General features: G+C 74.4%; 21 protein-coding genes. 10 read left to right on the forward strand and 11 right to left on the reverse strand.

What is annotated here, in order from left to right; translation table 11 throughout:
• Nucleotide 1: 1 nt before the first annotated feature.
• Genes CXR44_RS08650 through CXR44_RS08660 form a run of 3 tightly spaced genes read right to left on the reverse strand, consistent with a single transcriptional unit; the run spans nt 2 to nt 3513 of the window.
• Nucleotides 2-1969 carry a ligand-binding sensor domain-containing protein gene (locus tag CXR44_RS08650; protein WP_101784415.1) on the reverse strand — a complete coding sequence of 656 codons (1968 nt, stop codon included), beginning with the start codon at nt 1967-1969 and terminating at the stop codon, nt 2-4.
• Nucleotides 1970-2023: 54 nt separating this feature from the next.
• Nucleotides 2024-2740, reverse strand: coding sequence for an amidohydrolase family protein (locus tag CXR44_RS08655; protein WP_101784417.1), 717 nt, complete (start codon nt 2738-2740; stop codon nt 2024-2026).
• Complete coding sequence (locus tag CXR44_RS08660; protein ID WP_245898983.1) at nt 2737-3513, reverse strand: amidohydrolase family protein; 777 nt, start codon at nt 3511-3513, stop codon at nt 2737-2739. Before CXR44_RS08660 ends, CXR44_RS08655 begins: the two co-directional genes overlap by 4 nt.
• Before the next feature lie 86 nt (nt 3514-3599).
• On the opposite strand from CXR44_RS08660, the gene CXR44_RS08665 reads away from it, so the two are divergent.
• From CXR44_RS08665 to CXR44_RS08680, 4 genes are read left to right on the forward strand one after another with little or no spacing between them, the layout of a single operon-like run.
• Entirely contained in the window at nt 3600-5576 is a 1977-nt protein-coding gene (locus CXR44_RS08665; protein ID WP_101785310.1) for an outer membrane protein assembly factor BamB family protein, read from the forward strand.
• 9 nt (nt 5577-5585) lie between these two features.
• Complete coding sequence (locus CXR44_RS08670) at nt 5586-6284, forward strand: amidohydrolase family protein (protein WP_144069904.1); 699 nt, start codon at nt 5586-5588, stop codon at nt 6282-6284.
• Nucleotides 6281-7078, forward strand: a complete 798-nt coding sequence (locus tag CXR44_RS08675; protein ID WP_245898985.1) for an amidohydrolase family protein — start codon at nt 6281-6283, stop codon at nt 7076-7078. Before CXR44_RS08670 ends, CXR44_RS08675 begins: the two co-directional genes overlap by 4 nt.
• Entirely contained in the window at nt 7075-8259 is a 1185-nt protein-coding gene (locus CXR44_RS08680) for a DegT/DnrJ/EryC1/StrS family aminotransferase (RefSeq protein ID WP_101784423.1), read from the forward strand. The genes CXR44_RS08675 and CXR44_RS08680 overlap by 4 nt, the downstream gene beginning before the upstream one ends.
• Before the next feature lie 70 nt (nt 8260-8329).
• Here CXR44_RS08680 and CXR44_RS08685 read toward each other — a convergent pair whose 3' ends face one another.
• The gene (locus tag CXR44_RS08685) at nt 8330-8887 is read right to left on the reverse strand and encodes a uridine kinase family protein (protein WP_101784424.1); all 558 of its coding nucleotides are present in this window, start codon (nt 8885-8887) and stop codon (nt 8330-8332) included.
• 74 nt (nt 8888-8961) lie between these two features.
• Here CXR44_RS08685 and CXR44_RS08690 point away from each other — a divergent pair, with 74 nt between their 5' ends.
• A complete protein-coding gene (locus CXR44_RS08690; RefSeq protein WP_101784426.1) occupies nt 8962-10119 on the forward strand; it encodes a CaiB/BaiF CoA transferase family protein in 1158 nt (385 codons plus the stop codon).
• Nucleotides 10120-10192: 73 nt separating this feature from the next.
• Nucleotides 10193-11689, forward strand: coding sequence for a carboxyl transferase domain-containing protein (locus CXR44_RS08695; RefSeq protein WP_101784428.1), 1497 nt, complete (start codon nt 10193-10195; stop codon nt 11687-11689).
• On the opposite strand, the gene CXR44_RS08700 is transcribed toward CXR44_RS08695, so the two are convergent.
• The 4 genes from CXR44_RS08700 to CXR44_RS08715 are packed head-to-tail and all read right to left on the reverse strand — an operon-like array spanning nt 11686 to nt 14245.
• Nucleotides 11686-12081, reverse strand: coding sequence for a hypothetical protein (locus tag CXR44_RS08700; protein WP_101784429.1), 396 nt, complete (start codon nt 12079-12081; stop codon nt 11686-11688). The two genes, CXR44_RS08695 and CXR44_RS08700, sit on opposite strands and share 4 nt — an antisense overlap.
• Nucleotides 12078-12524 (reverse strand): hypothetical protein, encoded by a 447-nt coding sequence (locus CXR44_RS08705; RefSeq protein WP_245898987.1) that lies wholly within the window; start codon nt 12522-12524, stop codon nt 12078-12080. The genes CXR44_RS08700 and CXR44_RS08705 overlap by 4 nt, the downstream gene beginning before the upstream one ends.
• Before the next feature lie 10 nt (nt 12525-12534).
• Nucleotides 12535-13332 (reverse strand): carbon-nitrogen hydrolase family protein, encoded by a 798-nt coding sequence (locus tag CXR44_RS08710; protein ID WP_101784433.1) that lies wholly within the window; start codon nt 13330-13332, stop codon nt 12535-12537.
• Nucleotides 13292-14245 carry a DUF418 domain-containing protein gene (locus CXR44_RS08715; protein WP_144069905.1) on the reverse strand — a complete coding sequence of 318 codons (954 nt, stop codon included), beginning with the start codon at nt 14243-14245 and terminating at the stop codon, nt 13292-13294. Before CXR44_RS08715 ends, CXR44_RS08710 begins: the two co-directional genes overlap by 41 nt.
• Nucleotides 14246-14321: 76 nt before the next feature.
• On the opposite strand from CXR44_RS08715, the gene CXR44_RS08720 reads away from it, so the two are divergent.
• On the forward strand, nt 14322-15488 hold the full coding sequence (locus tag CXR44_RS08720) for a pyridoxal phosphate-dependent aminotransferase (protein WP_101784436.1): 1167 nt from the start codon (nt 14322-14324) through the stop codon (nt 15486-15488).
• Here the strand turns inward: CXR44_RS08720 and CXR44_RS08725 are convergent.
• Together CXR44_RS08725 and CXR44_RS08730 are read right to left on the reverse strand one after the other, a co-directional pair.
• Nucleotides 15485-16609: an FUSC family protein gene (locus CXR44_RS08725; protein WP_101784438.1), complete on the reverse strand. Its 1125-nt coding sequence runs from the start codon at nt 16607-16609 to the stop codon at nt 15485-15487. The two genes, CXR44_RS08720 and CXR44_RS08725, sit on opposite strands and share 4 nt — an antisense overlap.
• A gap of 214 nt (nt 16610-16823) precedes the next feature.
• Complete coding sequence (locus CXR44_RS08730; RefSeq protein ID WP_101784440.1) at nt 16824-17537, reverse strand: alpha/beta fold hydrolase; 714 nt, start codon at nt 17535-17537, stop codon at nt 16824-16826.
• 215 nt (nt 17538-17752) lie between these two features.
• Between CXR44_RS08730 and bar the strand changes: the two genes are divergently transcribed.
• Nucleotides 17753-18847 carry a barbiturase gene (gene bar, locus CXR44_RS08735; protein WP_101784441.1) on the forward strand — a complete coding sequence of 365 codons (1095 nt, stop codon included), beginning with the start codon at nt 17753-17755 and terminating at the stop codon, nt 18845-18847.
• Nucleotides 18848-19043: 196 nt separating this feature from the next.
• Here bar and CXR44_RS08740 read toward each other — a convergent pair whose 3' ends face one another.
• Nucleotides 19044-19745, reverse strand: coding sequence for a B3/B4 domain-containing protein (locus CXR44_RS08740; protein ID WP_101784443.1), 702 nt, complete (start codon nt 19743-19745; stop codon nt 19044-19046).
• Between the two features lie 96 nt (nt 19746-19841).
• Here CXR44_RS08740 and CXR44_RS08745 point away from each other — a divergent pair, with 96 nt between their 5' ends.
• Both CXR44_RS08745 and CXR44_RS08750 read left to right on the forward strand, forming a co-directional pair.
• Nucleotides 19842-20387, forward strand: a complete 546-nt coding sequence (locus tag CXR44_RS08745) for an SseB family protein (protein ID WP_101784444.1) — start codon at nt 19842-19844, stop codon at nt 20385-20387.
• A gap of 158 nt (nt 20388-20545) precedes the next feature.
• Nucleotides 20546-21181: a prepilin peptidase gene (locus CXR44_RS08750; protein ID WP_101784446.1), complete on the forward strand. Its 636-nt coding sequence runs from the start codon at nt 20546-20548 to the stop codon at nt 21179-21181.
• The last annotated feature ends 23 nt before the right edge of the window (nt 21182-21204 follow it).

Raw genomic sequence — 21204 nt, forward strand, 5'->3', positions numbered from 1 at the left:
GTCAGGGACGTCCGGAGATGGCGATGCGGACCAGGTTGCGGCCGCGCAGCCCGTACAGGGCGCGGCGCGAGGGGTCCAGCGCCAGCTTGGGCTCGCCGCCGAACCACTGGCCGGCCAGCCCCGTCACGATGGCAGTCGCCGTGAACGACAGCAGATCGATCTTGTACACCTTGTCGCCGTCCGTGCAGTAGGCCACCTGGCCGGTGACGAACAGCTCGCCGCCCTTCGCGCCGACCTTGAGCGTCCTCGTCACCTTCCTGGCGCCCAGGTCGAACGCGAACACCTCGCCGGTGCTCGCCATGCCGTACAACATGGTCCCGGCCCGGCCGAGCGCGAGCGAGGTGATGGAGCGCGCGCCGGGCACCGGTTCGAGCTGCCACAGCAGCCGGCGTTCGGTCAGGTCCCAGGCGGCCAGGCGGGCCGTGGTCGTGACCGGCGGCAGGCCCAGCCCCTCCTGGATGAGGGTGCCGAGGTAGGCCGTGCCGCGCCGGGTGACGACGGAGTAGACCGTCTGCCGCTCGACGGCGGGCCGGTACGTCTCCAGCTTCCCGGTGCGGGGGGAGTAGAGCGACAGCGCGCCGTTGATGTGGCCGGGCTCCGGCTGCGTGGGCATCACGATGAGCCCGGTGCGCGCGTCGTAGGCCAGGTCGCGCGGCCGGTCCTGCTGGTTGCCGGCCCGGGCGAGCAGTTCGGCCTCGGCCTGGCCCGGCCGGTGCGCGTACAGGGCGGCCTGGGTGTAGACGCCGATGTAGGTGGTGTCGCGCACGGTGAGCATGGTCTTCGGCTCGCCGGGGATGCCGAGCCGGGTGACCTTGCCGGTCGCCAGGTCGTGGACGTCGGCGCCGCTCTTGCCGCCGACGTAGACGCGCGCGCCGTCGGAGTGGACGGACATGGGCTCCTCGGGGGCGGCCCGCAGTCCGCGCTGGACCAGGTTGCGGTAGTCGATCGTGCCCGTCGCCGGGTCGTAGACGAAGACCGCGTTGTCCTGCACGCCGTAGACGCGTCCCTGGTGGGCGAGGAGGCGGTGGGTGGCCGCCTCGAAGTACGGCACGCCGAGCACCTCGAGCCGGTCCTCGGCGATCGAGTACCGGTAGAGGGTGCCGGTGGGCCGGCCGGCGAAGTAGACGTACCCGTCGTGGAGGAGCACCGAGACGATGTACTTCTCGCCCGGCGCGGTGGCCTTGACGACCTTGTAGCGGGTGGGGTCGGCCTTGTCCAGGACGAGGACCTCGGCCAGCGAGTTCATGCCGCCGGCGATGTGGGTGGCGGAGACGCTCATGCTGGCCACCCAGTCGCGGTCCGCCAGCTCGGGCGGGAGCAGCTCACGGCGCTCGCCGGTGACGCGGTCGATGGCGACGAGGTGGGCGTTGGCGCCGACGCCGGCGTAGACGTACCTGTCGTCGGCCTGGATGCTGCGCACGTACGACTCGCCGGGGCTGGCCTCGCCGAGGTCCCGGCTGGCGCCGGTGGCCGGGTCGTACTCGCGGACCCGGCCGGGCTCCGACGTGCCCAGGTAGATCTTGCCGTCGGGGGAGGAGGCCATGGTCCAGATGAAGTGATCGGGGTACGCGGCCACCTTCGTCACCGTGCCGGTCACGGTGTCGATCTTGTAGAGGTCGGAGCGGGCGTGGGTGCCGGCGTAGACGTCGGTGCCCGCCCGGCACATCGCCCAGATGCCGATGCCCGTCGGGATGTCGAAATGGGCCGTGACCGAATCCTTGGTCAGGTCGTAGGCGCCGACGGCGTTGGGCGACAGTCCGCGCGTTCCGGCGTAGAGGACGTCGCCCACGATCTCGGCGTTGCCGAGCGGGCTGGCGACGCTGGCCGGGCCGAGGTCGGTGACGGTTCCCTCGGGCTGCCGGACCTGGGCGGCCGCGGCTGACGAGGGGGCGGCGGGCAGGGTGACGGGCAGGGCGGCGGCCACTGTGGTGGTGGCCGCCGCCTGCAGGAAACGACGGCGGGGGATCATGTGCGGCTCCCTGGTGAAGTTTGCCGCACGCTATAACGGGCTGGTCCGTAATGTCTAGATCCCGAACAGGCGGGCGGCGTTGCGCCACGCGACCCGCTCGGCCGCCTCGGCGGAGAGCCCGGCCGCCGCGACCGCGCCGAAGGCCGACGACGGGTCGATGAGCGTCGCGTCCGTGCCGAACAGCAGCCGGCTCCCGTCCACGGCCGCCACCACCTCGGCGATGCGCCCGGCCGGCGCGTGCGACCAGCAGGGTTCGAGGTAGAGCCGGTCGCAGGCGGCGGCGGCCTCGATGGCGTACCGGAACCCGTCGGCGCCCATGTGCCCCGCGATCACCCGGAGCCCCGGCGTGTCCAGGCAGACCTGGGCCAGGTCCAGCACGGAGGCGCCCCAGGTGTGCACGAGCGCGGGGCAGCCGGCCTCGGCGACGAGCGCCAGGGCCTCCCGGAGTTGCGGCGAGGTGACGGGTGACCCCGTGTAGTCGGTGTGGATCTTCACGCCGACGAACCTCCCGGTGGGGAGGTAGGTGTCCAGGTCCCGGGCGGCCTCGCGCAGCCGGCGCGGGTTGACCGTGACGTAGCCGAGCAGGCGCTCCTGCCTCTCCAGCACCTGGGCGAGGGCCCGGTTGCCGGCCGGGGCGTCGTAGATGACCGCCTCGGTGGCCGAGACGACGGCCCGGTCGATGCCGTAGCGGTCCATGGTGGCCAGGCTCGCCTCGGCCACGTCCATGGTGAAGAACCAGGGCCCCCAGTGGGCGTGCACGTCGATGATCATGAAAGCAGCCTCCGGGCGTTGCCGCCGGCCACCGCGGCGACCTCGTCGGGACCGAGCCCGCCGGTGGCCAGGCGCAGCAGGGGGACGAGCGGTTCGCAGTGCGGGGCGCGCGAGCCGTAGAGCAGGCGGTCCGCGCCCACCTCCGCCGCCGCGGTCTCCAGCGCGTCGGGGGAGTTGAGCAGCCGGGTCGAGGTGTGGAAGCCCGGCTCGTCGGCGGCCGCCACCAGGAAGTCGCCCAGGTGGTAGAAGTGCGTGTCGAGGAAGACGACGCGGGCGCCGATCCCCGCGAACGGCCGCCAGAACCTCCGCACGTCACCTCCGGTGAGCACGGTCAGGCCGAGCGACGTCGCGCGGCGGGCGACGTGGCGGACGGACGGGAACCCGGCCTCCACACCCTGCTCGTCGGGGAAGAGCCGGACCGCCCGGCTCCCCGCCGCCGCCAGCCGCTCCAGCTCGCGCGCCGCTCCGACCGGGTCGCGCAGGTCCACCGCGCCGACCGGGGCGAACGCCGACCCCTCCGTCCGGAGCGCGCCCAGCGCCAGCGCCTCGTCGTTGCCGGACCGCACGTCGAACAGGGCCGCGCGCAGGCTCGCCGCCGCGCCCTCCCGGATCCGGTGCCGGGCCAGCGTGGCGAGCACCTCGCCGGGGTCGCCCCGTGGACCGTCGCGGTCCGGATAGGCGCCCACGAGCACGTCGACGTCGAGCGTCACCTCAAGGTCCCCGATCAGCCGCCACGCGTCGAACGCCGTACCGGCCCCATCCCTTGTCGTCATGCGCGCCATCATGCCATTGACGTACTACGCCCACCCAGTTACGGTCTGGACCTAAATCGAACAGAAATGAACGCGAGGTGCTCGGCATGCTCCGACGTGTCCTGGCCGCCGTGGCCGGGCTGCTCCCCGCCCTCCTCACCGCCCCCGCCGCACAGGCCGCCGCCACCTGCGCCGAGCCCGCCGTGCGCACCTACGGCCCCGCCTCGGTCACCGGGGCCATCGTCGGCTCCGCCGTCCACGACGGGCGCGCCTACGTCGTGACCCGCGGCCCGAAGCCGCCGGTGCTCGCCGAGCTCGACCTGAGCACCCGCAAGGTGATCAGGAGCGTCACCCTCCCCGACGGCCCGGCCACGGGCGAGCCGGAGGGCGGCTGGGGCATCGCCGTCTCCGGCGGCAAGGTGTACGTGGGCACGTACCCGGTGCCCGACCTCTACAGCTTCGACATCGCCACCGGCGAGGTGCGGCACCTGCACTCCTTCGGCCGCAACGGCGGCTTCGTGTGGAGCCTGGCCGCCGCCCCCGACGGCACCCTCTACGCGGGCACCTATCCCGGCGGCCGGGTCTTCGAGTACGTCCCCGCCACGGGCGCGGTCCGTGACTTCGGCGTGCTGGCCCAGGGTGAGCGGTACGCGCGCGCGGTCGCCGCCGACGACGAATACGTCTACGCGGGCCTGCTCGACAAGGCGAAGCTGGTGCGGATCGACCGGACGAGCGGCGCCGTCCAGCAGCTGGCGGCCGCCCCCACCGGCGTCGGAGTGGTCACCCTGCACGGCGACCGCGTGCTGGCGGCCGCCGGAGGCGAGCTCATCGACGTGCGCAAGGACGGCTCCGACCTGCGACGGGTCAAGCTGGAGTCGGGCACCCTCGACGCCCTGGCCGTGACCGGCGACGGCACGGTCTACGCCACCTCCCGCCCGGACGGCGCCGTCCACCGATACCGGACCGGCGACACCGCGCTCACCAGGGTCGCCGACGCGCCCGCACCCGGCGACGAGACCCGGCTGATCCAGCCGGTCGGCGAGAACGCCCTCATCGGCTTCGCGGGCAGCGGCGGCGTGTGGACGCTGGACCCGAGCACCGGCGCGTCGGAGTTCACGGACCTGCTCGACGCGGGGCTGCCCCCGGGCACCGAGCGGCCGCAGAGCATGCTCCTCGTCCCCAACCGGGCCGTGTACGTCGGCGGCCACTTCTCGATGGAGGTCCGCGACCTGCGCACCGGTGACAAGCGCCGGTTCCGGCTGCCGGGCGAGCCCAAGGACCTGGTGCGGCGGGGCGACAAGATCTACGCCGCCATGTACCCCAGCGGGCAGATCGTCTCCATCGACCTGCGCACCGACGAGGTGCGCGGCGTCGGCTTCCTCGGCCACGGCCAGCAGCGGCCGTGGGACATCGAGTACGACCCGGTGACCGACAAGCTGCTCGTGGCCAGCGCCCCGCTGGGGGCGAACCTCAAGGGCGCCCTGTCCGTGGTGGACCCCCGCACCGGAGCCATCGACGTCTACGTGGACGTCATCCCCGACCAGAGCCTCATGAGCCTGTCGCTCGACGCGAAGCGGGGCGTGGTGTACCTGGGCGGCGACGTGCTCGGCGGCGGCGGTGTCCCGCCCGTGCACACGACCGCCTCGGTGGCGGCCTTCGACCTCAGGTCGCGCAAGGTGCTCTGGCAGGTGGACCCGGTGCCCGGCCACCGCACGTTCCAGGACATCAAGGTGCACGGCGACCTGCTGTACGCCGTCTACAAGCGCGACTCCGGCACCTGGACGGCCATGGACCTGACGACCCGGAAGGTGGTGCGCCAGGGCACGATCGCCGGCTACGGCGAGCTGACCGTGCACCGGGGCAGGGTCTTCACCTCCGTCTTCCGCGGCGGCGGTAACGCCTACCTGCTGGGCGACGAGGCGAAGCTGCTCGCCACCGGCCTCGGCGACGAGTGGTACACCAACCCCCAGCTCCACTTCGTGCCGGGCACCTGGGACGCCTGGGCGCTCGTCGGCCGCGACCTGGCCAGGATCCGGCTGGACCCGGCCTGCCCGCCCTTGACCGTCCCGCCGGCGGGCAACTAGTTTCGGTCTGTGCCGAAATTCGTCATTGACGCTCACCGGCTGATCGGTCCCGTGCCGTTCGACGACCTGCCCGCCGACCCGCGGGCCGAGATGGACCGGCTGGGCATCGACCGGGCCTGCGTGACCCACGCGCTCAGCCTCTACTCCGACCCGCAGGCGGGCAACGACGCCCTCCTGCGGCTGGACGACCCGCGGCTCGTCCCGGTGCCCGTGGTGGTGCCGGGCGTGCCGGGCGCGTCGGCCCCCGCGGCTCCGGCCGAGGTGCTGCAGTGGGGCGTGCGGCTGGTCAGGCTCTGCCCGGAGCGGCACCGCTTCGACCTGACCGGCCCGATGGCGCTGCGCTGGCTGGCCGAGCTGGGACTGCCCGTCGCCATCGACCTGGACGAGACCTCGCCCGCCGCGCTCCGCACGCTCGCGGCGCGGCTGCCGGGCCTGCGGGTCCTCGTGCTCAACCCGGGCTACCGGGGCCTGCGCGCGCTCGCGGAGCTGATGGCCGAGGCGCCGGACGTGTGGGTGGAGATCGGCACCGTCAACACCCAGCGCGGCGTCGAGTGGCTGGCCGGGCGGTTCGGCGCCGGGCGGCTCGTGTTCGGCACCGGGGCGCCGGTGGCCGACGACTGCGGCCCGCGCTTCCTGCTCGACCATCTCGACCTGGAGCCGGCCGACGTCGACCTGATCGCCGCCGGCTCGCTGGGGAGGCTGCTGTGACCACCGGCCCCACCGGTCACGAGGCGGCCGGCGCCGCGGCGGCGCAGGCGGCGCCGGTGCTCGACGCGCACGGCCACATCGGCACCTGGCCCGACTTCCTCATCCCCGACCCGACCGCCGAGGGCCTGGTGGCCACGATGGACGCGATCGGCGTCACCGCCATGGGCGTCAGCCACCTGCTCGCCGTCGGCCCCGACGCCGAGACGGGCAACCGGCTGGCCATGGAGGCGGCCAGGCGGTTCCCGGGCAGGTTCGGCGTCTGGCAGGTCTACAACCCGCACCACCGCACACCCCTGACCCGCGAGGGGGTGTGGGGGGTCAAACTGCATCCCGACGTCCACCGGTGCCCGCTGGACGACCCCCGCTACGAGCCCGTCTGGCGGCTCGGCCTGCCGGTGCTCGCCCACGGCCAGACCGACTCGCCGTGGAGCGACCCGGCCCGGTTCGCCGCCGTCGCCGCCCGCCATCCGGACGTCCCCCTGCTCATGGGGCACACCGGGCTCTGGCCGTACGGGTTCGACCGCGCGGCCCGGCTGACGGCCGGACATCCGAACCTGTACCTGGAGGTGTGCGGGTCCAGGATGACCGGCCGCTGGATCGCCCGGCTGGTCGCCACGGCCGGCGCCGAGCGGGTGGTGTTCGGCTCCGACGCGTGCTTCCTCGACCTGCGGATCGGTTACGGCCGCGTCGCCCTCGCCCCCCTCTCCGCCGCCGACCGGGCGCTGGTCCAGGGCGGCAACCTCGCCCGCGTCCTCGGTGATCCCGTCTCCCGCGTCCGAAGGGACCTCCCGTGACCCTCGCCCTGCACGGCGGCACCCCCGTCCGCACCGCCCCGTGGCCCTCCTGGCCGCCGCCGCTCGACGCCGCGCAGCGCGCGCTGGTCACCGAGGTGCTGGAGAGCGGCCGGTGGGGGGCCGCCCAGGGCGGCGGCGTGACCGGCGACCTCGCCGCCGCCTTCGCCCGCCGGTCCGCGGTGCCGTACGGGGTGACCGTCGGCAACGCCACGCTCGGGCTGTTCGCCGCGCTGCGCGGGCTGGGGGTGGGGCGGGGCGACGAGGTGATCGTGCCCGCCTACACGTTCGTCGCGTCGGCCACGGCGGTGCTGCTCGCCGGCGCCGTCCCCGTGATCGCCGACGTGGACCCGGTCCACCTGCACCTGTCGCCGGACGCCGTACGGGCCGCGCTCACCCACCGGACCGCGGCCCTGATGCCGGTCCACCTGGCGGGCAGTCCCGCCGACATGGACCCGCTGACCGCCCTGGCCGCCGAGCACGGTCTGGCGGTCGTCGAGGACGCCGCCCAGGCGCACGGCGCGACCTACCGCGACCGGCCGGTCGGCGGCCTCGGCGACGCGGGCGTCTACAGCTTCCAGTCGAGCAAGGCGATGACCGCGGGCGAGGGCGGGCTGATCGTCTGCCGGGACGAGGCGGTCTACGAGGCGATCTGGTCGGCGTGCAACGTCGGCCGCGCGGTCGGCGGCCAGTGGTACGGCCACCCCTCCGTCGGCTGGAACCTCCGGCTCACCGACGTCCAGGCTGCCCTGCTGCTGCCCTGGCTGGACCGGCTCGACGACGAGATCGCCCGCCGTGACGCCTTCTGCGCGGCCGTCGGACGCGAGCTGGCTCACCTGCCGGCGCGGGACTCGGGCCCGCCGGTGACCGTGGTGCCTCCGCCGCCCGGCACCACCCGCGACTCGCGGCACCTGCTGATGCTGCGGGTCGACGCCTCCGTGGAGCGCGGCTTCCTGCTGGCCGCGATGGCGGCCGAGGGGGTGCCACTCGACGCCGGATACCCGCCGCTCGGCACGATGGACGCGCTGACCGGCGCCGGAGCACGCGCCGAGCCGTGCCCGGCCGCCGCCGAGGCGGCCCGGAGCGTGGTGTGGCTGCGTCAGCCGATGCTCATGGACGACCCCGCCCGCGCCGCGGACATCGCCCGGGCCTTCGCCAAGGTCCTCGCGGAGAGCGCCCCCTGAGCGGGACGGCCGACCGCCCCTGGTGTCCGGGGCGCTCCGGCGCCGGCGCGAGCTCGGCCGACCAAGAAATCTACATTGTAAAGGCCTCGGCCGGTCGGCTCCCGTCGAACACGACGTCGGCCCGGTCCCGGGTGCCGTCCTCGGCGAACCAGGCCCGTTCCGCCTCGAACCAGGCGCGCCACCGGTCCGCCAGGCCGGGACCGTCGCGCTCGGTCACGCGCCGCAGCCGCAGCGCCTCCGGCGCCTCCACCCAGACGGCGAGCGCCGTCAGGCTCGCGGCCGACCGGCGGGCCGTGCCGACGCCCTCGACGATCAGCACCGGCGCCACCGGGACCGGGACGAGCTCCGCGTACGCGCCTCGCGTCCAGTCGTAGCGGCGGAACGCCCCCGGCAGGCCGCGCAGCAGCGGCCGGAGCACCTGCTCCTCCAGAGCGCCGAACCACGGTCCGGGGCCCTCCTCCCACGGCACCGGGAAGTCGTCGCTGTGCACGACCTGACAGTCCAGCACCGCGGCCAGCCGGACCGCGAACGTGGTCTTGCCCGACCCGGCCGGGCCGTCCACGGCGACGAGGCGGACGGGCCCGCAGGAAGGCGGGGCCGCCAGGATGCGGTCGGCCAGTGCTTGCACGCACCCAGGCTAGGGGACATGCCGGGGTAGGGGAGAGAATGTCCTCTCCCGCTGACGCAGGCTGGAGGACGACCGTGCCCGGACCTCTTGGTGACATCGTGGTGCTGGACCTGTCCCGGGCGCTCGCCGGCCCCCACGCGGCGCAGATGCTGGGCGACCTCGGGGCGCGAGTGATCAAGGTGGAGCACCCGGACGGGGGCGACGAGTCGCGCGGGTGGGGTCCGCCCTTCGTCGGGCCGGATCACGACATCTCCACCTACTTCCTGGCGGCCAACCGCAACAAGCAGTCCATCGCCGTCGATCTGAAGTCCGCCGAGGGCAGGCGGCTCGTCGAGCGGCTCGTCCGGCAGAGCGACGTGCTGGTCGAGAACTTCCGCACCGGCGTCCTCGACCGGCTCGGCTTCCCCGTGGAGCGCCTGCACGAGCTCAACCCGCGCCTGGTCATCCTGTCGATCACGGGGTTCGGCCACGACGGTCCCGAGGGCGGCCGGCCCGGCTACGACCAGATCGCCCAGGGGGAGGCCGGCCTCATGTCGCTGACCGGTCCGTCCCGCGACGAGCCGTACCGGGTGGGCGCCTCGATCGCCGACCTGCTCGCCGGCATCCACGGCGCGTACGGCGTGGCCGCCGCGCTGTACGAGCGTGAGCGCACCGGCAGGGGACGGGTGGTGCGCACCTCGTTGCTGGCCGCGGTGACCGGCGTGCACTCCTACCACGGCACCGCCTGGACGGTGGGCGGGCAGGTGCCGGGGGCCAACGGAAACCACCACGCCTCGATCGCCCCGTACGGGGCGTTCCGCTGCGCCGACGGGATGCTGCAGATCGCCGTGGCCAACGAGGGCCAGTGGCGCAGGGCGGCGACGCTGCTCGGCATCGACCCCGGCGCGCCGAGGTACGCGACCAACCGCGACCGGTTCGCCCACCGCGACGAGCTGATCGCCGAGATGGAGAAGGCGCTGGCCGCCCATGGCCGCGCCCACTGGCTGGCCCGGCTGGGCGAGGCGGGGGTGCCCGCGGGGGCGATCCGCTCGCTGGACGAGGTCTACTCCTGGGAGCAGACGCGTTCGCAGGGACTCGTCGTGGAGGTCGACCATCCGGTGCTGGGCCGGGTCGAGCTGCCGGGCCCGCCGCTGCGCTTCGACGGGCTCGCCGCGATGGAGCACGTGGCGCCGCCGGCGCTCGGCCAGGACACGGGCGCGGTGCTCGCCTGGCTCGAAGCGCGAGAGAGATGATCGGCATTTCATGGCACCGGCCGGTACGTTCGTGCGTCAACATTGCAGCACCGCATGACAGTAAGGAGCACTGGTGAGCCGACCGGACGCGCGCGCACTGATCGACACGGTCCTCGACAGGGGGTCGTGGAAGTCGTGGGACGCGCCCCCCGTCGATCCGGCCGTGCCCGGCTCCTCCTATGCCGAGGAGCTGGCCGTGGCGCGGGCCGAGTCGGGGTACGACGAGGCGGTCGTCACCGGTGAGGGGCTGCTCGACGGGCGCAGGGTGGCGGTCGTGGCCAGCGAGTTCTCGTTCATGGCTGGGTCGATCGGGGTGGCGGCGGCCGAGCGGATCACCCTGGCGGTCGAGCGGGCGGCCGCCGAGCGGCTGCCGCTGCTGGCCGCGCCCGCCTCCGGCGGCACGCGCATGCAGGAGGGCGCGACGGCGTTCGTGCAGATGGTGAAGATCACCGCGGCGGTGCAGGCGCACCGCGCGGCGGGCCTGCCGCACGTGGTGTACCTGCGCCATCCCACGACCGGCGGCGTGCTGGCGTCGTGGGGGTCGCTCGGGCACGTCACGGCGGCCGAGCCGGGCGCGCTCATCGGGTTCCTGGGGCCCCGGGTGTTCGAGTCGCTGCACGGCTACCCCTTCCCCGAGGGCGTGCAGGTGGCCGAGAACCTCTACCGGCACGGCCTCATCGACGCGGTGGTGTCGGCGGCCGACGCGCGTGACGTGGCCATCCGTGCCCTGTCGGTGCTGCGGGCCGACACGAGCGGCCTGGAGCCGGGGGCGGCGCCCGAGGAGGATCTGCGGCCGGTGGAGGCGTGGGAGGCGATCACCCGTTCGCGGCGCGACGACCGGCCGGGGGTGCGCAGCCTGCTCAAGCTGGCGGCCACCGATGTCACCCCGCTCAACGGCACGGGCGTGGGGGAGAACGAGCCGGGGTTGCTGCTCGCGCTGGCCAGGTTCGGCGCCGCCCCGGCGGTGGTGCTGGGGCAGGACCGGCACCGGCAGCGGTCGAGTTCGCCGCTGGGCCCCGCGGGGCTGCGGGTGGCCAGGCGCGGCATGCGGCTGGCCGCCGAGCTGGGGCTGCCGCTGGTGACCGTGATCGACACGGCGGGGGCGGCGCTGTCGAAGGCGGCCGAGGAGGGCGGGCTGGCCGGTGAGATCGCCCGTTGCCTGGCCGACCTGGTGACCCTGCCGGCGCCGACCGTCTGCCTGCTGCTGGGGGAGGGCGCGGGCGGCGCGGCGCTGGCGCTGCTGCCGGCCGACCGGGTGCTGTGCGCCCAGCACGCCTGGCTGTCGCCGCTGCCGCCGGAGGGGGCCTCGGCGATCCTCTACCGGTCCACGGACTTCGCGCCGGAGATCGCCCAGGCGCAGGGGGTGCGCGCGACCGATCTGAGGCGGTCGGGGGTGGTGGACCGGGTCATCCCGGAGGTGCCCGACGCCGCCTACGAGCACCGGGCGTTCTGCGAGCGGGTGGGGCGGGCGCTGGAGTACGAGATCGCCGGGCTGCTCACGCAGGACCACGACGCCCGCCTGGCCGCCCGCACGGCCCGCTTCCGCGGCCTCGGCCTCCCGGGACTCTAGGGGACGGGCACGCGTTCGACGCGGATGGAGACGACCTCCTCGCGCGGCACCACGACCTCGTAGGCGCCGTGGTCGACCATCCAGTAGCCGAGCGCCTCGGCCTTCATCCCGCTGTGCCCGAGATAGGCGATGTGCAGGCCGTCGTCGTCCTCGTCGAGCACGACGCACGGCTCGCCGCCGAACGCGCCGACGGTGCGGACGAGCACGAGCCACTCCAGCTCGGCGCGGCGCACGGTGCGCCGCCAGTAGCCGGCCGCCTGCTCGAACCCGTCGAGCTGGTCCTCGCTGAACAGCACGACCTCGTCGCTGTCGGGGCCGAGCGCGGCCGGCAGGGTGCGCTCGCCGAAGCGGGCGACGAAGCCGGAGGCCACGGGGGTCAGGTCGGCGCTCATGCGGCCTGCCGCCAGGTGAGCCCGTCGTAGGAGGCGAACGGGCGTTCGCCCGAGGCGGTGACGTGCACGATCTCGGCGCCCGCCGGGATCGGCATCGGCACCGTGTGGAACTGCGGCACCGCGTGCTGGGCCGAGCTGGTGAACCCGTTGCCGGCGAACGGCGCCACGTCGCTCCAGTCGCCGCCCATGTGCGGCCCGTACGGCACCACGTAGGTGTCGACGTCGCGGGCGTGCCAGCGCAGGACGTAGAGCTCCGGCACGTCGGCCGTCAGCTCCGAGCCGTCGAACGACAGGTCGAGCCCGAAATAGAGGTCGCGGGGCGTGGTCAGCCGCTCGCAGTCCTGCACCCGGTAGACGTAGCCGGAGATGACCGTGCGCTTGCCCGAGAGATAGGGCACGAGCAGACGCGGCGGGACCACTTTCTGCATCAGCGTTCTGCTCATGCTTCCCACTTTACGATCTGTTGACCCCTAGTACGCGATGTTCGAGGCAGGGCAGGGTGGTCCGGGCGGCCGCGGTCGCCTCGGGATCCAGCTCGACGACCTGCACGCCCGGGGCGCTGCCCAGGTCGGCGCGGACCACGCCGAGCGGGTCGACCAGCAGGCTGCGTCCGACGCCGAACCCGTCGGACGACTCGGCCGGGTTGGGCGCCTGGCCGACGGCGGCGGTCCACATGGTGTTCTCCAGGGCGCGGGCCCGGACGAGGGTGACCCAGTGGTCCTCCTTGAGCGGTCCGGAGCCCCACGCGGCGATCACCGCGAACAGCTCGGCGCCCTGGTCGACCAGCGCCCTGGTCAGCTCGGGGAAGCGCACGTCGTAGCAGGTGACCAGGCCGACGCGCAGCCCGGCCAGCTCCACCACGACGGGCTCGGCGCCGGGCGTGACCAGCTCCGACTCCTTCGCGCCGAACGAGTCGAACAGGTGGATCTTGTGGTAGGCGCCGCGCAGTTCGCCGGAGGCGTCGAGTGCCACGGCCGTGTTGCGCACGCGGCCCGGCCGGTCCCCGGGCCCGAACACCCCGGCGATCACCGCCGTGCCGTGCTCGCGGGCGGCCTCGGCCAGGCCGGACACGAACGGTCCGTCGAGCGGCTCGGCCAGGTCGGTGATGCGCCGGCCGTAGCGGGTGAGCGTCGCCTCGGGGAAGATCGCCAGGTCCGCGCCGGCGGCCTTGGCGAGCGCCTCGCGGGCCCGCTCCAGGTTGACCGCCGGGTCAGGAGAGACCGGGATCTGGCAGAGGGCGATTGTGGTCACGGCCCGACTCTAGCCGGTTCGGCACCGGCCTGAACCAGGTCAGGCACCGCCAGGCCCACTCCAGCGGGCCGTACCGGTATCGGGCCAGCCACCAGCGGCTGGCCTCCGCCTGCGCCACCAGGGTGACCGCCGCGATGACGGGGACGGACCAGCGGGTGGGGTCGGCGTGCAGGAGCCCGCCGGTGAGCACGATGACGGCGGTGCCGGTGACGTAGTTGGTCAGCGCCATCCTGCCGAGCGGCTCCAGCGCCGCCGAGATCGGCGCCGACCGGCGGGAGCGCAGGAGGAGCAGCGTCCCGGTGGTGAACGCGGCGGCTCCGGCGAGCGCGGCGAGACGGTAGACGACTGCGCCGCCGCCCGTCTCGTAGGCGACGGTCAGCAGCGCGGCGGCCACCGTGCTGACGGCGAAGCCCGGCCACAGCAGCCGCGGGGACGGCCGCATCTGCATCAGGGCCATGCCGATCAGGAACAGGCCGGGGATGATGAGCAGCGCGGACCGGTCCTGTCCCAGCGCCCAGCCGACGACCGCGATCCCCAGGACGAGGACGGGCGGCCCGCTCGACAGGAACGACGCGGGCAGCAGCACCAGCAGGCCGTAGAAGGCGTAGTCGGTCAGCACCTCGCCCTCGTAGAAGGAGTGCTGCACGATGCCGATCCAGAACAGCCAGAACAGGCGTGAGAGCAGCAGCCACCGGCCCGCCCGCTCGAGGAACAGCACGAAGCTGATGCCGAAGAGCAGCGAGAAGATCGGGTAGAACCGGCCCTGGACCACCGCCTGCATCGTCCAGTCGAAGCCGTTGCGGGCGTCGGGGGGCACGCTGTCCACCGCGTGCTGCCAGGTGTTGACCAGCATGATCCCGCCCACCGCGAAACCGCGGAGGGCGTCCAGCTCGCGAATGCGCGTCTTGGCCACCAGGCGAACCACCCTACGGTGAAACGTCCCGGCGGGCGGCCGGGCCGACAGGGGACGAGCCTAATAGTCTGGGCCCGTGAACGATGCACTTGTGGCGCGCATGCGCGTGTTCGGCACCACGATCTTCGCGGAGATGAGCGCGCTGGCCGCCCGCACCGGTGCGATCAATCTCGGCCAGGGGTTCCCCGACACCGACGGGCCGCCGGCGATGCTCGACGAGGCGGTGCGGGCCATCCGGTCGGGCGCCAACCAGTATCCGCCCGGTCCGGGGGTTCCGGAGTTGCGCCAGGCGGTCGCCGAGCACCGCCGGTCGCGCTACGGGCTCGACTACGCGCCCGACGGCGAGATCCTGGTGACGGTCGGCGCCACCGAGGCGATCGCCGCCAGTGTGCTGGCGTTGTGCGAGCCGGGTGACGAGGTGATCGCGTTCGAGCCGTACTACGACTCCTACGCCGCCTCGATCGCGCTGGCCCAGGCGGAGCTGGTGGCGGTGACGATGCGGCCGGTGGCGGGGCGGTTCACGTTCGACCCGGAGGAGCTGCGGGCGGCCGTCACGCCGCGGACCCGGGCCATCCTGGTCAACTCGCCGCACAACCCGACGGGCACGGTGTTCACCCGTGAGGAGCTGGAGGTGGTCGCGGAGCTGTGCCGGGAGCGGGGGCTGATCGCGATCACCGACGAGGTGTACGAGCACCTGACGTTCGACGGGGCGGAGCACGTGCCGCTGGCGACGCTGCCCGGCATGCGCGAGCGGACGGTGATGATCTCCTCGGCGGGCAAGACGTTCTCGGTGACCGGCTGGAAGACCGGCTGGGTGTGCGCGCCGCCGGAGCTGGTGGGGGCGGTGGCGACGGTCAAGCAGTTCACGACGTTCACCGCGGGCGCGCCGTGGCAGCTCGCCGCCGCCCACGGCCTGCGGCACGAGCTGGGCTGGGTGTCGCGGCTGCGGGCGGAGCTGCAGGACAAGCGTGACCGGCTGATGGCGGGGCTGGCGGCGGCCGGGTTCGACGTGCTGCGGCCGGCCGGCACGTACTTCGTGCAGACCGACATCCGGCCGCTCGGCTTCACCGACGGGCTGGAGCTGGCCCGCCGGCTGCCGGAGCTGGCGGGCGTGGTGGCCGTGCCGACGCAGGTGTTCTACAGCCACGCCGAGCGGGGCAGGCACTTCGTCAGGTTCGCGTTCTGCAAGAAGGACGAGGTCATCGACGAGGCGGTGGCGCGGCTGAAGCGGCTGTCCGCCTAGCGCGCTCCGCCCTCGCGGGGCTCTTCCGGGCGGTCGGTGCCGCGCGCGGGGGAGTCGAGCGGGGCGAGGGCGGCTCCGGCCTCCTCGGGGGCGGCGCCCGTGGCCAGCATCAGGTCCACGACGATGGAGCGCAGCTGCGCGACGATGACGTCGGCCGAGAAGCCGAGCCGTTCGGGCCGCTGGCGGGCGGCGACGGCGGTGAGGGCCTGCCGGGCGAGCTCGGGTTCGCGGCCCGCGGCCAGTTCCAGGTGCAGCAGCAGCGCCGCCTCCGACACCTCGCGCAGCGACTCGGCGAGCGCGGGCGACGGCGGGTCCGCCTCGCCGAGTGCCGCCAGGGTGCGGCGGGCGAGCACCCGCGAGTTGCGCAGGGCGTGGTCCATCGGCACGGCCGCCCGCTCGTAGCGGGCCAGCCGGGCGCGGCGGTGCCAGTGCAGGGGCGAGATGGTGGCGATCTCCTTGCCGGTGGCGAGCGCCTGCTGGAACTCCTCGATGGCGTGCTGCGTGCCGCGCCCCTCCTCCAGCGCCTCGGCCGCTAGGTCGGCGTCGCGCGACTCGATCGCCTGCGCGGCCCGTTCGAGGACCGTGGACAGGGCGTCGAGCACCGTGGAGGCGTGCCGGGCGGCGAGGTAGAACGGGCTGGCGGGCAGCAGCGCGACGGCCGCGATGGCGACGAGGCCGCCGGTGAGCGCGTCGAGCATCCGGTCGAGGCCGCCGGAGCCGTCGCCGGGCACCAGCGCGGCGACGAGCACCGCCGACGAGCCCGCCTGCCCGACGAACAGCGCGCCGCCGTCGAGGAGCACGGCCGTGGTCATGGCCAGGGCGACCACGAGCGCGATCTGCCACGGGCCGGACCCGATCCAGGACACGAGCAGGTCGCCGACGCCGACGCCGAGGCTGACGCCCACGACCAGCTCGGCCACCCGGCGCAGTCGCTGCCCGAGGCCCACGCCGAGGCCGATCAGCACCGCGATGGGGGCGAAGAACGGGTGCGGGTGGCCGAGCAGGTTGACGGCGATGGTCCAGGCGAGGCCCGCGCCGACGGCCGCCTGGGCGATCGACGGCGCGACGACCGCGAAGCCCCCCAGCCGCTCCCGCACGTGCTCACCGAGCCTCGTTCTCACCCTTCCACCCTTACCGATCTAGGTGACATTACGGTCACACCGTACGATCGGTATTTTTTCCCCCGAAAGCACCGAGTGATCCGCGTGCACCGCGAGTCCCCCGCGTGCCGCCCGGGTGGCCCCGCGTCCCCCCGCGTGCCTCGCGCGTCCCCCGCGCGTGCCTCGCGCGTGCGCCGCGCGGCGGGCGCTTCGGCCGAGGTGCCGCTCGCCTGGCTCAGCCGACGCCCGGGCCCGTTCCCGTGCCCGCCGCCGTTCCCGTGCCGGTGGCGGCGAGGAAGTCGTCGACCGCCCGCAGGAACGCCTTGCGGTCGCCGACGTGGATGAGATGGCCGACGCCGATCGTGACCAGCCGGGCGCCCGGGATCAGCTCGGCGAGCCGTTCGGCGCCGAACGGGCTGGCCGGCCCGCCCGACAGCACCAGCGCTGGCACGGCCACCCGTCGCAGGGCCTCGGCCCACGCGGGGTCGGGCCGCACCAGCTGCCGTTCGGTCGCGTGCATCATCCGCCAGTCGAAGTGGACGGAGTCGTCCTCCACCAGGGGCGGGCGCCCCTCCAGCGGATACGGCGGCGGCGCGTCCTCCAGCACCAGCCGCTCGACCCGGTCCGGATGGCGCACGGCCAGCACGTAGGCGACCACGCCGCCCAGGGAGTGGCCCACCACCGTGGCCCGCCCGAGGCCGAGGTGGTCGAGGAGGGCGGCGACGTCGTCGGCCATGTCCGTCAGCAGGTAGCCGTCCGGGCGCCCGCTGGCGCCGTGCCCGCGCAGGTCCGGGACGACGACGTGGTGGCGGGCGGCGAAGTGCTGGGTGATGCCGTTCCAGTCGTTGTGGTCGGCGGTGCGGCCGTGCAGCAGCACCATCGGGGGCGCCGTGGCGTCCCCCTCCTCGCGGAAGGCGAGCCTGATCCCGTTGACGTTCGCGGTGCGCATCACGCCCGCACCCTACCCGGCCCCGCCTCACAGGCGAGGGCCGCGGCGTTGGGCAGACATTGCCCATGAAAACGGACGCCGAGTCTGAGTAGCGTCGTGGTCTCGCGGTGTTCTTCGGGGTCTTTGCGCGTCCTTCGCGCGAGGGGCCGCGTGGGGTGACCGCGTGCCGGGCACGTGGTGGGGTATCCGCCGGACAGGTGCAGAAAGGGCGTGCGATGCCGGATCCGATTGAAGTGCGCAAGGTGCCGATCGAGAGCGTGACCGACGCCTCCGGCCTGGAGCGGCTGATCGACGACGGGGTGATCGAGGCGCACCGGGTCCTGGCGGTCATCGGCAAGACCGAGGGCAACGGCGGCGTGAACGACTACACCCGCATCCTGGCCGACCGGGCCTTCCGCGAGGTGCTCGCGAGGAGGGGGCACCCGGCTCCCGACAGCGTGCCCCTGGTGTGGTCGGGCGGGACCGACGGCGTCCTCAGCCCGCACGCCACCGTCTTCGCGAGCCTGGACCCCGCCGTCGCCGTGCCGTCCGACGAGCCGCGCGTGTCGGTCGGCGTGGCGATGAGCGAGGTGATCCTGCCGGAGGACATCGGCCGGCCCGCCATGGTGGAGAAGGTCGCGGCCGGCGTCCGCGAGGCCATGAAGATCGCCGGCATCGACGACCCGCGCGACGTCCACTACGTCCAGACCAAGACGCCGCTGCTCACCCTCGCCACCATCACCGACGCCAGACGCCGCGGCAAGGACACCGCCATCGAGGAGACCGGCCCCTCGATGGACCTGTCGAACTCCACCACCGCCCTCGGCATCGCCGTCGCCCTGGGCGAGATCGAGATGCCGCACGCCGACCAGATCCACAAGGACCTCTCCCTCTACTCGTCGGTCGCGTCCTGCTCCTCCGGGGTGGAGCTCGACCGGGCGCAGATCGTGCTCGTCGGCAACGTTCGCGGCATCGGCGGCCGGTACCGGATCGGGCACAGCGTCATGAAGGACGCGCTGGACGCCGACGGCATCTGGGCGGCGATCCGCGACTCCGGCCTCGGCCTGCCCGACCGCCCCCACCCGTCCGACCTGGGCGACCGCCTGGTGAACGTCTTCATGAAGTGCGAGGCCGACCCCTCGGGCCGGGTACGGGGGCGGCGCAACATCATGCTGGACGACTCCGACGTCCACTGGCACCGGCAGATCAAGGCCGCCGTGGGCGGCGTGGCGGCCTCGGTCACCGGCGACCCGGCCGTGTTCGTGTCGGTGGCCGCCGTCCACCAGGGGCCGTCGGGCGGCGGCCCGGTGGCGGCCATCTCCGCCCCCTGACCCGCCGCGCCCGTCCGGAGCCGCCCGCTCCGGTCACCACGCTGCGAAGGGCCGCGGGTGGCGGGGCGTGCGGTGCGATGGGCCGCGGGTGGCGGGTCGTGCGGGTCCGGACGCCCGCCGGTGGCGGGTCGTGCGGGTCTGGACGGCCGCCTGTGGCGGGTCGTACGGTCCTGGAGGGCGCGGAGCCCGTGCGGTCTCAGGTGTCGAAGCGGGGCGCCGACGCGGTCAGGACGGTGTGCGCAGGGCGGGCCCGCCACAGGTCGCCGAGCACCCCCGCGAGCGCCGCCACGAGCTTGCCGACGTCGGCGGGCGCCGACTCGTGCAGCGCCTCGGCGACGATGAGCACCTCGCTCGTCGTGTCGCGGACGGCCGACAGGCCGCTCTGCCGGTTGGTCCAGCGCCGGGCGTGCGCCCGGCCGGCCTCGTCGGCGAAGACCACCTCGCCGGGCGGCGGGCTCTCCGTCTCCCCGGAGAAGGTCAGGTACGTCTCCCGCCCGCTCGCGTACCGCACCTCCAGCCCGCCGGTGACGGCGGAGACGTCGAACACGGCCACCGGGATCGCGTACGCCACCGACAGCGCGTTGCACACGTCGATCAGCGGGTGGATCCGCGGCAGCGACCCCTCCTTGCGCAGCCGCCGCAGCAACGACTCCGAGGCGCACCGGTACTGCGTGGGCTTCAGCCCCATCCGCGAGAACGCCCGCCGCCACGCCCGCACCTCGGGCAGCTCGCCCTCCGGCGAGTTCGCCAGGCGGGTCAGCGCCACCCGCTCGTGCTCGCTCACCACGGCGTCCACGGCCTCGCGCCGGACCTCCGCCGTGATCCCGCCCGCGGACAGCACCCCGGGGACCAGCTCCGGGAAGTCCCGCCAGATCTCGCTCGCGTGCCGTACGTACATCGTCCTCACCCTTCCCCGGTAGCGGCGCCGAGGGTTCCCGGCGGCGCTCGAGCGGCCGGATGCGGGACCGCGAGCGGCCACGGGTAGTCTCGGCCTGTGCCGACCATCCCACAACCTCTCGACCCGGACGACGACGGCAGCGCCGCACCCGGTGTGGCCGCCGCGCTCGCGGCCTACGCCGACGGCACGGCCGGTCCCGCCGAGGTCCTCGGCGCCCTGACCGGCACCCGGCTCCTGGTGCCCGTCGTGGCCCTGCTCACCTCGTCCGAGGTGGGGGAGCACGCGGTGCGCCAGGAGAAGGAGAGCGAGATGGCGCTGCCCAAGCTCGTCGGCAAGGACGGACGGGAGGCGGTGCTGGCGTTCACCGGCACCCGGGCGCTGACGCTGTGGCGGCCCGACGCGCGGCCCATCCAGGCGAGCACGTTGCAGGTCTGCCGTGCCGCGGTGGGCGAGCAGGCCGCCGCCGTCGTCGTGGACGTGGCCGGGCCGGTGACGTTCGTGATCGAGGGGGAGGTGCTGCAGGCGCTGGCCGCCGTCGAGTCGGGCACGCTCGGCACGCTGCCCGGCGTCACCGTGGCCCGCGTCGAGCCCGCCCCCGCGCCGCCGGCCCGCAGGCGCCGCTGGTTCTCCCGCAAGCCCTGAGCGACCCGCGCGGGAGCGATCGGAGCAGGCCTGACCGGCCCGCCCGGCGCTGACCCGCTTCCCCCCTGCGCCCAATCGGCGGGCCCGTACCCCCCTCTCCGGAGGCCCGCAACGGCCGAACTCCCGCGCCGCCCGCCACCGCGCACTAGGGTCGCCCCGTGGTAGCACTGGCGGCGCTGCTCGGTCTCCTCGCCGGCCCCTACGTCAGGACCCTGGCCGGCGCCTTCCGGGAGGACCCCGGTGACACCGGGGCCGAGGCGCGGGCCGCCCTCGCCCGCACCCTGCGCACCGTGCCCGTCCCCGCCTGGCCGCCGGCCGTCGAACTGGTCACCGCGGCCGTGGCCGCCCTGGTCGCCTGGCGGGCGGGCCTGCCGTACGTGCTCTTCGCCGTCGCCGGCACGGCGCTGGCGATCATCGACTGGCGCACCAGCCGGCTGCCCGACGCGATCACGCTCCCGGCATACCCGCTGCTGGCCCTCAGCCTGCTGCCCGGGGGAGAGCTGCCACGCGCGCTGCTCGGCGCGGCGGCGCTGGCCGCCGTCTACGGCGTGCTCTGGTTCGTCAGGCCCGCCGCGATGGGACTGGGCGACGTCAAGCTGGCCGGGCTCATCGGCATGGCCGCCGCCTCGCTCGGCTGGCCCGCATGGGTCGTCGCCGCCGTGGCCGGCCAGCTCTGCGGCGCCCTGTACGCCCTGGCGCTGCTCGCCACCGGCCGGGCGAGCCGCGACACCGAGTTCCCCCTCGGCCCGTTCATGCTGCTCGGCGCGCTCGCCGCGCTCTGCTCCGGGCTCTGACGTCTCGGCTGGTGAACGCCCGG

This window comes from Nonomuraea indica, from assembly GCF_002850745.1.
GTDB classification, from domain to species: domain Bacteria; phylum Actinomycetota; class Actinomycetes; order Streptosporangiales; family Streptosporangiaceae; genus Nonomuraea; species Nonomuraea indica.